The sequence below is a fragment of the Streptomyces sp. genome (genome assembly GCF_035563135.1).
Lineage (GTDB): Bacteria > Actinomycetota > Actinomycetes > Streptomycetales > Streptomycetaceae > Streptomyces.
Map to the genome: position 1 here is coordinate 1 of NZ_DATMVN010000293.1, position 13619 is coordinate 13619.

13 protein-coding genes are annotated in these 13619 nt (G+C 71.9%); 8 read left to right on the top strand and 5 right to left on the bottom strand.

The features are described 5' to 3' along the window. Positions 1–166 precede the first annotated feature (166 nt). The gene (locus VN520_RS12840) at positions 167–1150 is read right to left on the bottom strand and encodes an aldo/keto reductase (protein ID WP_325747020.1); all 984 of its coding nucleotides are present in this window, start codon (positions 1148–1150) and stop codon (positions 167–169) included. Positions 1151–1293: 143 nt separating this feature from the next. On the opposite strand from VN520_RS12840, the gene VN520_RS12845 reads away from it, so the two are divergent. Together VN520_RS12845 and VN520_RS12850 are read left to right on the top strand one after the other, a co-directional pair. Continuing rightward, a complete protein-coding gene (locus VN520_RS12845) occupies positions 1294–2346 on the top strand; it encodes an LLM class F420-dependent oxidoreductase (protein WP_325747021.1) in 1053 nt (350 codons plus the stop codon). A gap of 241 nt (positions 2347–2587) precedes the next feature. Next, positions 2588–3382 (top strand): ferritin-like domain-containing protein, encoded by a 795-nt coding sequence (locus VN520_RS12850; protein WP_325747022.1) that lies wholly within the window; start codon positions 2588–2590, stop codon positions 3380–3382. Between the two features lie 14 nt (positions 3383–3396). Here the strand turns inward: VN520_RS12850 and corA are convergent, their stop codons facing one another. Beyond that, positions 3397–4392 carry a magnesium/cobalt transporter CorA gene (gene corA / locus VN520_RS12855; RefSeq protein WP_325747023.1) on the bottom strand — a complete coding sequence of 332 codons (996 nt, stop codon included), beginning with the start codon at positions 4390–4392 and terminating at the stop codon, positions 3397–3399. 44 nt (positions 4393–4436) lie between these two features. Here corA and VN520_RS12860 point away from each other — a divergent pair, with 44 nt between their 5' ends. From VN520_RS12860 to mshC, 4 genes are all read left to right on the top strand, one after another. Continuing rightward, positions 4437–5147 (top strand): histidine phosphatase family protein, encoded by a 711-nt coding sequence (locus tag VN520_RS12860; RefSeq protein WP_325747024.1) that lies wholly within the window; start codon positions 4437–4439, stop codon positions 5145–5147. Positions 5148–5253: 106 nt separating this feature from the next. Next, positions 5254–5844, top strand: coding sequence for a DUF3090 domain-containing protein (locus tag VN520_RS12865; protein WP_031099517.1), 591 nt, complete (start codon positions 5254–5256; stop codon positions 5842–5844). Next, positions 5808–6668, top strand: coding sequence for an SCO1664 family protein (locus tag VN520_RS12870; protein WP_325747025.1), 861 nt, complete (start codon positions 5808–5810; stop codon positions 6666–6668). Before VN520_RS12865 ends, VN520_RS12870 begins: the two co-directional genes overlap by 37 nt. Positions 6669–6909: 241 nt before the next feature. Further along, on the top strand, positions 6910–8139 hold the full coding sequence (gene mshC / locus VN520_RS12875) for a cysteine--1-D-myo-inosityl 2-amino-2-deoxy-alpha-D-glucopyranoside ligase (RefSeq protein WP_325747026.1): 1230 nt from the start codon (positions 6910–6912) through the stop codon (positions 8137–8139). Positions 8140–8225: 86 nt separating this feature from the next. Here the strand turns inward: mshC and VN520_RS12880 are convergent, their stop codons facing one another. Then, positions 8226–9263, bottom strand: a complete 1038-nt coding sequence (locus tag VN520_RS12880) for a PAC2 family protein (RefSeq protein ID WP_325747027.1) — start codon at positions 9261–9263, stop codon at positions 8226–8228. A gap of 228 nt (positions 9264–9491) precedes the next feature. Between VN520_RS12880 and VN520_RS12885 the strand changes: the two genes are divergently transcribed. Together VN520_RS12885 and VN520_RS12890 are read left to right on the top strand one after the other, a co-directional pair. Continuing rightward, positions 9492–10814 carry an L-fuconate dehydratase gene (locus VN520_RS12885; protein ID WP_325747028.1) on the top strand — a complete coding sequence of 441 codons (1323 nt, stop codon included), beginning with the start codon at positions 9492–9494 and terminating at the stop codon, positions 10812–10814. Further along, positions 10811–11590 carry an SDR family oxidoreductase gene (locus VN520_RS12890; protein WP_325747029.1) on the top strand — a complete coding sequence of 260 codons (780 nt, stop codon included), beginning with the start codon at positions 10811–10813 and terminating at the stop codon, positions 11588–11590. Before VN520_RS12885 ends, VN520_RS12890 begins: the two co-directional genes overlap by 4 nt. 45 nt (positions 11591–11635) lie before the next feature. On the opposite strand, the gene VN520_RS12895 is transcribed toward VN520_RS12890, so the two are convergent. Next, a complete protein-coding gene (locus VN520_RS12895) occupies positions 11636–12307 on the bottom strand; it encodes a FadR/GntR family transcriptional regulator (protein ID WP_325747030.1) in 672 nt (223 codons plus the stop codon). A gap of 149 nt (positions 12308–12456) precedes the next feature. Continuing rightward, positions 12457–13619 (bottom strand): glycerol-3-phosphate dehydrogenase/oxidase (locus VN520_RS12900; RefSeq protein ID WP_325747031.1); only part of this gene is annotated, 1163 nt, incomplete at its 5' end.

The following is a 13619-nucleotide window of genomic DNA, read 5'->3' on the forward strand; positions in this document are numbered from 1 at the left end:
TGCTCCGGGTCCTGAGCGGCTTGTGCGCTGTCGTCCGCCCCCTCCGCGCTCCCCGGGCCGCCCTCGTCGGGCGTGCCGGGCGTGTCGGCGGCCCGGGGGCCGGCGACCGCGCCGGCCTCGTGGTCCTCGGCCGCGGGGTCCGGGGATTCTCCCCGGGGATGCGCAGTCACAGCGTGCTCCAGTCCTGGTCGGGATAGCGGTGCACGGGCGCCGACACATCGTCGAGCGCCTGGCAGATCTCGTCAGGAAGACTAAGCGCCTCCACTGACAACGCCTCGGTCAGCTGCTGCGCGCTGCGCGCCCCGACCACCGGGGCCGCCACCCCCGGCCGGTCCCGCACCCAGGCGAGAGCGACCTGGAGCGGCGTCGTGGCGAGACCGTCGGCGGCCGTGACCACCGCGTCCACGATCCTGCTCGCCGCGTCGTCGAGGTACGGCTCGACGAACGGAGCCAGCTGCTCGGAGGCGCCACGGGAGCCGGAGGGCGTGCCCGTGCGGTACTTGCCGGTCAGGACCCCGCGTCCCAGCGGGGACGACGGCAGCAGGCCCACCCCGAGGTCCAGCGCGGCCGGCAGCACCTCCCGCTCGACACCCCGCTGCAACAGCGAGTACTCCATCTGCGTACACGCCAGCCGGGTGCGCGTCCCGGGCGCGGCGAGCTGCCAGGTCGCCGCCTTGGCCAGCTGCCAGCCACTGAAGTTGGACACCCCGGCGTACCGGACGCGCCCCGACGACACAGCGAGGTCCAGTGCCTGCAAGGTCTCGTCCAGCGGCGTCCCGGGATCGAAGGCGTGGACCTGCCACAGATCGACGTGATCCGTCCCGAGCCGCCGCAGGGACGCGTCGAGGGCGGCGAGCAGATGCCCGCGCGACCCGTCGAAGCGGCGGTAGGGATCGGGCACGGAACCGGCCTTGGTCGAGATGACCAGATCCTGCCGTGGCACCAGGTTGTCCAGGAGGCGCCCCAGCAGGCGTTCGGCCTCCCCCGCGGCATACACGTCGGCCGTGTCGACGAGGGTGCCGCCCGCGTCCCAGAAGGCTTTGAGCTGGTCGGCGGCACCGTGTTCGTCGGTGTCGCGGCCCCAGGTGAGGGTGCCCAGCCCGATCCGGGACACGCGAAGGCCGGTACGGCCGAGATGCCTCTGCTCCATGGGCGCTGAGATTACTGGCCAAGGCCCTGAGGGGTGGAAGCCTGTGGACAACCGCCGCCCCCGGGCGAGCCTGCCGCATTCCGGCGCCCCGCGCTAGAGTCCCGGACACAGGAACGTTACTGATCAGTAGAGGGAGCGTGGGTATGCGGCTCGGCATCAATCTCGGTTACTGGGGTGCGGGGATGGACGACGACAACCTCGCCGTCGCCCAGGAGGCCGACCGGCTCGGCTACGACGTCTGCTGGGCGGCCGAGGCGTACGGCTCCGACGTGCCGACGGTGCTGGCCTGGGTCGCGGCCCGGACCGAGTCCATCGACGTGGGCTCCGCCATCATGCAGATCCCGGCCCGCCAGCCCGCCATGACGGCCATGACCGCGGCCACCCTCGACTCGCTCTCCGGTGGCCGCTTCCGCCTCGGCCTCGGGGTCTCGGGACCGCAGGTCTCCGAGGGCTGGTACGGCGTCAAGTTCGACAAGCCGCTGGCCCGCACCCGTGAGTACGTCGAGATCGTGCGCCGCGCGATGTCCCGGGAGCGGCTGTCCTACGAGGGCGAGCACTGGACCCTGCCCCTGCCCGACGGCCCCGGCAAGCCCATCAAGCTGACCGTCCACCCGCAGCGCGAGCACATCCCGCTGTACATCGCCGCGATCGGCCCGAAGAACCTCGAACAGACCGGCGAGATCGCCGACGGAGCCCTGCTGATCTTCCCGTCCGCCGACCACCTCCAGGAGACCGCGGTGCGGCACCTGCGGGCAGGGCGGGAGAAGGCGGGCAGGACCATGGAGGGTTTCGACGTCTGCCCGACCCTGCCGCTGGCGGTCGGCGACGACATCAACGGCCTCGCCGACATGTTCCGCCCGTACACCGCGCTCTACGTCGGCGGCATGGGCAGCCGCAAGCAGAACTTCTACAACCAGCTCGCCCAGCGTATGGGCTACGAGAAGGAAGCGGCCGAGATCCAGGACAAGTACCTGGCCGGCGACAAGGCCGGCGCGGCGGCCGCCGTCCCGCACCAGCTCATCGACCAGACCACGCTGCTCGGCTCGGTGGACCGGATCGCGGACCGGATGCAGGCGTACGCGGCCGCGGGCGTCACGACGCTGACCCTGGCCCCGGCGGGCTTCACGCTCGACGAGCGGATCGCGGCCCTGCGCGCCGGCACCGAGGCGCTGGAGCGCTCCGGCCTCGCCGCATAGGCGCGGGCGCGGCACTACGGCCGTGGTGGGGGCTCGGGGGACCTCCCCGCCACGGCCGTCGTAGGGGTCAACGCGCCGCACGGCTCCCGGGTTACGCCCTCCTGCTCCTGCGGGGACGTCCCGGCAGGTCCGGGCGCCGTACGGCGCCCGTTCGGCCCTGCCCGGCTCTGCTCGTGTTGCCTACCGGGGCGTACCGGATTTGACTGTGCCTCTGCGTGCACCGGTGCGAAAGGTGGCAGTGATGCTCTCGGCGAAGAGTCTTTTCCAGGAGATCCTCGACAACGACGAGTCGTTCCGGCTGTTCTGCTCGATCGCCGCCGGCGGGGAGTCGCAGGGCGGCTGGGAGAACGGGCGCATCGCCGCACTCATGCCCCCGGGGCTGTCCGGCCTGGCACCCAAGGCGGCCCGGCACGGCGCCGACGAGGACAAGCACGGCCGGATCTTCAACGCCCTGCTGAAGCAGCGTGGACTCCAGCCCGTCGCGGTCCCGTACGAGACTGACTACACCCTCCTGCTGGAGCGCCACGGCATCGGCCTCGCCCATGACCGGCTCAGCCGGGAGGAACCGCTCACCGAGCGGGACGTCATCGTCTACCTCGCCCACAGCAGGGTCACCGAACAGCGGGCCTCCGAACAGATGCGGCTCCTGCTCAAGCACTTCGCCGGGCACCCCGTCCTCGGCCGCGCCGTGAAGATGATCTCGCGGGACGAGGACAGCCATCTCGCGTACTGCCACGAGGAGCTCCTCCGCCTGGCCCGGGCCGGCCACGGGCGGACGATCCGGTCCGTCCTGCGGGAGTGCGCCAGGGCCGAGATCCGGGTGTACCGCGACGTCAGCCTCGCCGTGATGGGCCACATGGGAGGCGTACTGCGCTGGTCCCGCGCCAAGGCCGCCGTGCTGGCCGCGGGCATCCACGCCCTGTACGCCTACGAGCGGACGGTGGGCTGGCGGCGCATGGTCAGCCTCGAACAGCCCGCCCCGGCCCTGCGTGACGCGCTGGGCGGACCGGCCGTGCCGGAGACCGAGTACGCCTGAGAGGGCCCGCCGCGCTACATCCAGCCGCGGCGCTTGAACAGGCGGTACAGCCCGGCGACGGCGACACCCATCAGCACGATCACCGCCGGATAGGTCCACACCCAGTCGAGCTCGGGCATGTGCTCGAAGTTCATGCCGTAGATCCCGGCCACCATGGTGGGCACGGCGGCCATGGCGGCCCACGCCGAGATCTTCCGCATGTCGTCGTTCTGCCGCACGCCCACCTGTGCCAGATGTGCCGACAGAATGTCCGAGAGCAGCCGGTCCAGCCCCTCCACATGCTCGACGGCGCGCGTCAGATGGTCGTTCACGTCCCGGAAGAACGGCTGGGACTCGGTGTCGACGAACGGCACGCCCGCGCTCGACAGCCGTGCCATCGGCGCGCTCAGCGGATTGGTCGCCCGGCGGAATTCGAGCACCTGCCGTTTGAAGGTGTAGATGCTCGCGGCGGTGTTCGTGGTGTCCCTGGAGCCGGTCGGGGCGAAGACCTGGGCCTCCAGCTCCTCCAGGTCGACCTGGAGCTCCGCCGCGACCTCGATGTAGTGGTCCACCACCGCGTCGCTGACCGCGTAGAGCACCGACGTGGGCCCGTGCCTGAGGACCTCGGGCTCGGCCTCCAGCCGCCGCCGCACCGCGGCGAGGGGCGCGCCCTCGCCGTGCCGCACCGTCACCACGAAGGAGTCGCCTATGAAGAGCATCAGCTCACCGGCGCTCACCGTGTCGCTCTCCGGCTCGTAGACCACCGGCTTGATGACGACGAACAAGGAGTCGTCGTAGATCTCCAGCTTGGGACGCTGATGGGCGCGCAGGGCGTCCTCCACCGCCAGCGGGTGCAGCGAGAACTCGCTGGTGACCAGGTCGAACTCCTTCTCCGTCGGCTCGTGCAGCCCGATCCAGACGAAGGCGTCCCCGGAGGCCCGGGCCTCGTCGAGGGCATCGGAGAAGTCGGCGGGACCTTCGGTCCGGCGCCCGTCCCGGTAAATTCCGCAGTCGACGATCACCCCGCGCATTCTTCCCTGCCGCGAAGGTTTCACGCACCTCTACGCTGGCAGGTATGCCCACGCTCATCCTCGTACGCCACGGACGCTCGACCGCCAACACCTCCGGAGTGCTCGCGGGCCGGACCCCCGGCGTCTTTCTCGACGAACGCGGAGCCGGACAGGCCGCCGCCCTGCCCGGCCGGCTGTCCGCCCTCACCCTGGCCGCGGCGGTCAGCAGCCCGCTGGAGCGCTGCCGCCAGACGCTCCGGCCGCTGCTCGACGCCCGCCCGGACCTCCCGCTGCACATCGAGGAGCGGATCAGTGAATGCGACTACGGGGACTGGTCGGGGCGCAAACTCGCCGAGCTCTCCGACGAACCGCTGATGAAGGTGGTCCAGCAGCACCCCTCGGCCGCCGCCTTCCCGGGCGGTGAGTCCATGCGGGCCATGCAGGCGCGGGCCGTCGACGCGGTGCGGGACTGGAACGCCCGGATCGAGGCGGACCACGGCGAGGACGCCACCTATGTGATGTGCTCCCACGGCGACATCATCAAGGCCCTCGTCGCCGACGCGCTCGGGATGCACCTCGACCTCTTCCAGCGCATCCACGCCGATCCGTGTTCCGTCACCGCGATCCGCTACACCCGGCTCCGCCCCTTCCTCCTCCGTCTCGGCGACACGGGCGACTTCGCGTCCCTCGCCCCGCGTGAACAGGCCGTCGGCGCCGACGCGGCGGGGGACACGGCGGCCGATGCGGCCGTCGGGGGCGGCGCTGGGGCGCCGTGATCGCTCCGCGCAGTAGGGTGGACGCGCCGTAGAGGCCTTGCGGGACAATCCCGCGGGGCCCCGGGCCGCCCCCCATCCGCCTTCACACTCTCAAGGGAGACAGGACGTGTCCCGTCAGGTGTTCCTCTACGACCCGCCGGACCGTTTCGTGGCCGGTACGGTCGGGCTGCCTGGCCGCCGTACGTTTTTCCTGCAGGCATCCTCGCGGGGACGGGTCACGAGCGTGGCCCTGGAGAAGGCCCAGGTCTCCGCGCTGGCCGAACGGATCGACGAGCTCCTCGACGAGGTCGTCCGGCGGACCGGCGGCAATTCACCGGTGCCGGCCGTGGCCCCCATGGACGTCACCGACACCGCGCCGCTCGACGCCCCCGTGGAGGAGGAGTTCAGGGTCGGCACGATGGCCCTCGCCTGGGACGGTGAGGAACAGCGCATGATCGTCGAGGCGCAGGCCCTCGTCGAACTGGACGCCGACTCCGAGGACGACCTCGCGGAGGCCGAGGAGAGGCTTCTGCAGGACGAGGAGAACGGCCCTCCCATGCTGCGTGTCCGGCTGAGCGGAGCTCAGGCGCGGGCGTTCGCCAAACGCGCGCTGGACGTCGTGAACGCGGGCCGCCCGCCCTGCCCGCTGTGCAGCCTCCCTCTCGATCCGGAAGGACACGTATGCCCGCGCCAGAACGGATACCGTCGCGGGGCCTGACGGAGGCCGGGCTGCGCACCCTGCTCGCGGAGGGGGAGCTCACCGTCCTCGGCCGGGTCCCGGGCGCGTCGAACGCCGTGCTCCACTGCACGGTCGCGTACGAGGGCGAGGAACGCCTCTGCGTCTACAAGCCGGTCGCCGGTGAGCAGCCGCTGTGGGACTTCCCCGACGGCACGCTCGCCCAGCGCGAGGTCGCGGCGTACGAGATCTCCGAGGCCACCGGCTGGGGGCTCGTGCCGCCCACGGTGCTGCGGGAGGGGCCCTACGGCGAGGGGATGTGCCAGCTGTGGATCGAGTCCGAGCGGGACGGCGCCGACGGTGACCGGCCCGTCGGCGGGCCGGCGCCCCTGCTCGCTCTCGTCGAGGACGAGGAGCCGGGGGACGGCTGGAAGGCCGTCGGCCTCGCCCAGGTAGGGGAGGGGAGGACCGCTCTGCTCGTGCACGCCGACGATCCCCGGCTGCGCAGGCTCGCGGTCCTGGACGCGGTGATCAACAACGGTGACCGCAAGGGCGGTCACCTGCTGTCCGCGCCGGGCGGACGGCTGTACGGCATCGACCACGGCGTCACCTTCAACGCGGACGACAAGCTGCGGACGCTGCTCTGGGGATGGGCGGGCGAGCCGCTGACGGCGGAGGCCACCGCGGTGCTCGACCGGCTGTCCGCCGGCCTGGAGCCGGGTGCGGCGCTCGCCACCCGGTTGGGGGAACTGATCACCGCGGCGGAGACCGAGGCCCTGCGCGGCCGGGTGGCGAGCCTCCGCAAGTCCGGCCGGCACCCGCATCCGAGCGGTGAATGGCCACCGATCCCGTGGCCGCCGGTGTGACGGTCCTCCGCCGCCGGCCGTGGATCCAGCCCGGCCGGCGGCGGAGGACGCCTCCGGCCGGAGGCCGCACCGGACGGGGAGAGGGCCGGGCCCGCCCCTGCCGGGAAAGGGCGGACGGCCTGCCTGCCCCGGCGGGAAAGGACGGAGAGGGGATGACCCTCCCCGTCCGCAAGACCGCCTCTTCGGCCACGATCCGCCATCCGGTTCGTATCCGGAAGCATCGTCCGGTTACGCTCATGACATGCATGCCTGGCCCGCTTCTGAGGTCCCCGCCCTGCCTGGCAAGGGCCGCGACCTTCGGATCCACGACACCGCGACCGGCGGACGGATCACCCTTGACCCCGGTCCCGTCGCCCGCATATACGTCTGCGGCATCACGCCGTACGACGCGACCCACATGGGTCATGCGGCGACCTACAACGCGTTCGACCTCGTTCAGCGCGTGTGGCTCGACACCAAGCGGCAGGTCCACTACGTCCAGAACGTGACCGACGTGGATGACCCGCTGCTGGAGCGGGCCGTGCGCGACGGCGAGGACTGGACCGAGCTCGCGGAGCGCGAGACCGCTCTCTTCCGGGAGGACATGACCGCCCTGCGCATGCTTCCCCCGAAGCACTACATCGGGGCGGTCGAGGCGATACCCGGCATCGTCCCGCTCGTGGAACGCCTGCGCGACGCGGGCGCGGCCTACGAACTCGACGGCGACGTGTACTTCTCCGTCGAGAGCGACCCGCACTTCGGGGAGGTCTCGGGCCTCGACGCCGAGACCATGCGGCTGCTCTCCGCCGAGCGCGGCGGAGACCCGGAGCGCCCCGGCAAGAAGAACCCGCTCGACCCGATGCTCTGGATGGCCGCCCGTGAGGGCGAGCCGAGCTGGGACGGCGGCACCCTCGGCCGTGGCAGGCCCGGCTGGCACATCGAGTGCGTCGCCATCGCGCTGGACCATCTCGGCATGGGCTTCGACGTCCAGGGAGGCGGCTCCGACCTCGCCTTCCCGCACCACGAGATGGGCGCCTCGCACGCCCAGGCGCTGACCGGCGAGCACCCCTTCGCCCGCGCCTACGTGCACGCCGGCATGGTCGCCCTGAACGGCGAGAAGATGTCCAAGTCCAAGGGCAACCTCGTCTTCGTGTCGGCACTGCGCCGGGACGACGTGGATCCCGCCGCCATCAGGCTCGCCCTGCTCGCGCACCACTACAGGTCCGACTGGGAGTGGACCGACCAGGTGCTCGCCGACGCCGTGGAACGTCTCGCCCGGTGGCGTGCCGCCGTCTCCCGGCCCGACGGGCTTTCCGCCGACGCCCTGGTCGAAGAGGTCCGGGAGGCCCTGGCCGACGACCTGGACGCCCCGGCCGCACTCGCCGCCGTCGACCGCTGGGCCGCGCGGCAGAACTCCGGCGGCGGTACGGACGAGGGCGCGCCCGGCCTCGTCTCGCGCACCGTGGACGCCCTGCTGGGTGTCGCGCTGTAGCACGTACCGCAAGAAGACCGCCGAACGGCCCCGGACTCTGTCGCTGTCGCGCGAAGTCCGGGGCCGTTCTGCACGGAGGCAGCCGGTCAGTCCTCCGGGGCGCCCTCGTCCGGGCCGTCGGCCCGCGGGTCCTCGGGCGGCGTGCCGCCGTCGGCGTCCTTCGGCCGGCCCTTCTCCGGACGCTGCGGCTTCGGCGGCCGTGCACGGCCGCCGGAGGTGTCCCGCAGGTAGGGCACATCACCGCTCTCCGTGGCATGGCCGCCCGGCGCCTGGCCGGGACCGCCGGTGTCCCTGCGCCGCAGGTACCGCTCGAACTCCCGGGCGATGGCCTCCCCGGACGCCTCGGGCAGCTCGGCGGTGTCCCGTGCCTCCTCCAGCGTCTGCACGTACTCCGCGACCTCGCTGTCCTCGGCGGCCAGCTGATCGACCCCGAGCTGCCAGGCGCGGGCGTCCTCGGGCAGCTCGCCCAGCGGGATCCGCAGCCCGAGCAGATCCTCGAGCCGGTTCAGGAGGGCCAGCGTCGCCTTCGGGTTCGGCGGCTGCGACACGTAGTGCGGCACCGCCGCCCACAGGCTCACCGCGGGCACCCCCGCGTGCGTGCAGGCCTCCTGGAGGATGCCCACGATGCCCGTCGGCCCCTCGTACCGGGTCTCCTCCAGGTCCATGGTCCTCGCCAGATCGGGGTCCGAGGTGACCCCGCTGACGGGCACGGGCCTGGTGTGCGGGGTGTCGCCGAGCAGGGCCCCCAGGATGACGACCATCTCGACACCCAGCTCATGGGCGAAGCCCAGGATCTCGTTGCAGTACGAACGCCAGCGCATGGAGGGCTCGATGCCACGGATCAGCACCAGGTCGCGGGGCTTCTCGCCGCCGACCCGGACCACGGAGAGCCGCGTGGTGGGCCAGGTGACCCTGCGCGTCCCACCGTCCAGCCACACCGTGGGCCGGTTGACCTGGAAGTCGTAGTAGTCCTCGGCGTCGAGCGCCGCGAAGACCTCGCCCTTCCACTCCCGGTCCAGATGAGCCACCGCTGTGGAGGCGGCGTCACCGGCGTCGTTCCAGCCCTCGAACGCGGCCACCATGACCGGGTCGACCAGCTCGGGTACCCCCTCGAGCTCGATCACCCAGGCCTCCTTCCGAAGTTCCCTTGTTTACGGACCAACCTTACGGCTTCCGCCCTGCCGGGCCGCAGCTCGTTTGCGCGTAACAGTGAAGCGTGCACTGCCTGATTCATCCGAGCTGTGCCGTTCAGAATTGATCAAGCTTCGCCCAGGCCCTGGACTACGGGCCCCGCAGGGGGTTATACATCGGATGACCACTGAGAGATCCGATGTTCTTCCCTGGGGGCACACATGAGTCCGACCGTTGTGGATTTCGAGGTCGACGACATCCGGTTCCCCACCTCGGAACAGTTGGACGGCTCGGACGCCATGAACCCCGACCCCGACTACTCCGCCGCCTATGTGGTCCTGCGCACGGACGGGGCGGGCCAGGAGGGACACGGCTTCTGCTTCACCATCGGGCGTGGCAACGATGTCATGGCCGCCGCCATCGAGACGCTCCGGCCCTATGTGGCGGGCCGTCCCGCCCCGCGCACCGCAGCGGACCTCGCCGCCCTGTACCGCGCGCTCACGCACGACTCCCAGCTGCGCTGGCTGGGTCCCGAGAAGGGCGTGATGCACATGGCGGCCGGAGCGGTCGTCAACGCGGCCTGGGACCTCGCGGCGCGACTGGCCGGAAAGCCCGTCTGGCAGTTCCTCGCGGAGATGACCCCGGAAGAACTCGTCTCCCTCGTCGACTTCCGCTACCTCACGGACGCCCTCACCCCGCAGGAGGCGCTCGGCATCCTCCGCGCCGCGGAGCCCGGCCGCGCCGAACGCACCGAGCGGCTCCTCGCCGAGGGCTATCCCGCGTACACGACCTCACCGGGCTGGCTGGGCTACGACGACGACAAGCTCGTGCGCCTGGCCGAGGAGGCGGTGGCCGACGGCTTCACCCAGATCAAGCTGAAGGTCGGCGCCGACCTGGACGACGACATCCGCAGGCTCGCGCTGGCCCGCCGGGCCGTGGGCCCCGGCATCCGGATCGCCGTCGACGCCAACCAGCGCTGGGACGTGGCCGAGGCGGTGCGGTGGATGAACGCGCTCGCCGTGTACGACCCGTACTGGATCGAGGAGCCGACCAGCCCCGACGACGTACTTGGCCACGCCGCCGTGCGCGCCGGACAGCCGGTCAAGGTCGCCACCGGCGAACACATCGCCAACCGGGTCGTGTTCAAGCAGCTGCTCCAGGCCGGAGCGGTCGACTTCGTCCAGATCGACGCCGCACGCGTCGCGGGAGTGAACGAGAACCTCGCGGTCCTGCTGCTCGCCGCCAAGTACGGCGTCCCGGTCTGCCCCCACGCCGGGGGTGTCGGACTGTGCGAGCTGGTCCAGCACCTCTCGATGTTCGACTACGTCGCCGTCTCCGGCAGCTGGGAGGACCGCGTCATCGAGTACGTCGACCATCTCCACGAACACTTCGCCGACCCGGCCGTCATCGAGGGCGGCCGTTACGTCGCCCCTCGCGAACCGGGCTTCTCGGCCCGGATGCTCCCCGCCTCGACAGCCGGACACCGCTACCCGCAGGGCCCCGTCTGGCAGGCCCGCCGAACCCTCGAGGAGACCGCCCGATGACCGGTACGCAGGATTTCGAAGGAATGTCCGCCCTCGTGACGGGCGGCGCGTCCGGCATCGGGGCCGCCGTGGCGTCCCTGCTGCTCGCCCGCGGGGCGCGCGTCGCGGTACTCGACCTCGATCCCGGGGGCGCTCCCGAGGGGACACTCGCTCTCCGGGCCGACGTGACGGACGACGCCGCCGTGCGCAACGCGGTCGACCGGGCCGCCGCGGAGCTCGGCGGACTCCACACCCTGGTGTCCAACGCGGGAGTCGGCTCGATCGGCACCGTCGAGGACAACACCGACGCGGAATGGGCGCGCGTACTGGACATCAACGTGCTCGGCATGGTCCGCTCCGCCCGCCACGCGCTGCCCCATCTGCGCCGCGCCGCCGCCGGGCGGCCCGGAGCCGTGTCGATCACCCAGACCTGCTCCATCGCCGCGACCGCCGGGCTGCCGCAGCGCGCGCTCTACAGCGCGAGCAAGGGGGCCGTGCTCTCGCTGACCCTCGCGATGGCCGCCGACCACGTCCGCGAGGGAATCAGGGTCAACTGCGTCAATCCGGGAACCGCGGACACCCCCTGGATCGGCCGGCTGCTCGAACAGGCCGACGACCCGGCCGCGGAGCGCGCCGCGCTCGAAGCCCGTCAGCCGCTGGGGCGACTGGTGTCCGCCGGCGAGGTGGCCGCCGCGGTCGTCCATCTGGCGAGCCCCGCCGCCGCGTCCGTCACCGGCACCGCGCTCGCCGTCGACGGCGGGATGCAGGGCCTGCGTCTGCGCCTCGCCGCACCTTGAACAGGACCGCCCGCCGCGTCCGGACAAGGCCGTCCCGACGCACCCTCACAGGGTCGACCGCAGCCACTGCTCCACGCTCGCCACGTGCACCGTCGCCCAGGACCGGGCCGCCTCCGCGTCCCGGTCCCGCAGCGCGGCAAGGATCGCGTGGTGCTCGTGCAGCGTACGGCTGACCGCGTCCTCCTGGGTCAGCCCACGCCACACCCTGGCCCGGGTGGTCGGGCCGGACAGACCGTCGAGCAGGGAGCACAGCACGGAATTGCCCGAGGCCTGGACGATGCCGCGGTGGAACTCCAGATCGCCGGCGACCAGGGCCTCCACCGAGGGCTCGGGGCCCAGCGCGTCCAACTGGGCGCTCAGCGAATCCAGTTGTTCCTCCCCGATGCGCAGCGCCGCCATCGCCGTGGCCGCCGGCTCCAGGATCCGCCGGACCGCGAGGAACTCCAGCACCGTGTCGTCGCGATGGAAGTCCACCACGAAACCGATCGCCTCCAGGAGCAGCTGCGGATCCAGGCTGGTGACATAGGTGCCGTCGCCCTGCCGGACGTCGAGGATCCGGATCAGCGACAGCGCGCGCACCGCCTCACGCAGCGAGTTCCGCGACAGGCCCAGCTCGGCCGCGAGTTCGCTCTCCTTGGGAAGCCGGTCTCCCGGAGCCAGGGCACCTGAGACGATCATCTCCTTGATCTTCTCGATCGCTTCGTCGGTGACGGCCATGCAGGGGCTCCTCGCACACAAGACATCCGATGTATCTCGTCATTATGCGGCCACGGTGGTAAGGGGAGGCCCACCGAACCGCGAAGGAACCGGGCAGGAGCAGGGGCGGCCCCCGCCCGGAGACCGCCCCTGCCGCCGTGTGCCCGCCGTCAGCGCCCGTCGGCCAGCATGTCCTCGACCCTCGCCCGGATGCCGTCCGTCGCCAGGCCGCGGATCGTCAGCGTCGTCCGGCGGCGCAGTACGTCGTCCGCCGTCTCGGCCCACTCGCGGTCGCGGGCGTACGCCACCTGTGCCCAGATCTCGGGGGCGTCGGGGTGGATGCGCTCGGCCAGCGCCGGGTTCTCGTCCGCCATCCGTGCGATCTCGAAGGAGAGCGAGCCGTAGTGGGTGGCGAGGTGCCGGGCCGTGTCGGCGGACATCCGCGGCCCCGGGGTGCCGCCGTCGACCAGCAGCCGGTGCGCGACCGCGTTCGGGTTGGCGATACCGGGCAGCGGCATCTTCCTCGGCAGCCGTGCCATCGGCTCCATGTCCTCGGCCAGGGGGCGCCCGGGGAGTTCGGCCAGTTTGTTCATCACCGTACGGCCGATGTGGCGGAACGTCGTCCACTTGCCGCCCGCGACCGACAGCATCCCGCCCCTGCCCTCGGTCACGACCGTCTCTCGCCTGGCCTTGGACGTGTCCCCCGGACCGCCGGGGAGCACCCGCAGTCCCGCGAAGGAGTACGTGATCAGATCGCGGGAGAGCTGCTGGTCCCGGACGGAGAACGCCGCCTCGTCCAGGATCTGGGCCGTGTCCTTCTCGGTGACCGCCACATCGGCCGGGTCACCCTCGTACTCCTCGTCGGTCGTGCCGAGCAGCAGCATGTCCTCCCACGGCAGGGCGAACGTGATCCGGTACTTGTCGATCGGCGTCGCCAGCGCGGCCTTCCACGGGCGGGTGCGCCTGAGGACGAGGTGCGCGCCCTTGGACAGGCGTATGGAGGGCGCCGCGCCCGGGTCCTCCAGCTTCCGCAGGTGGTCGACCCACGGACCGGTGGCGTTGAGCACCAGCCGGGCGTCGATGCCGAACTCCGTGCCGTCCTGACGGTCCTTCAGCTCGGCGCCGGTCACCCGGCCCCTGGTGAACCTCAGCCCGGTGACGGCGGCGTGGTTGAGGACCTCGGCGCCCGCCTCGACCGCCGCGCGGACGGTCATCAGAGCCATCCGGGCGTCGTTCATCTGGTCGTCGCCGTAGACCGCGACGGCCTTCAGGTTGTCCGTACGCAGCTCGGGCACGTCGCGCCGCGCCCGGGCCGGGCTGATCACGTGACCGA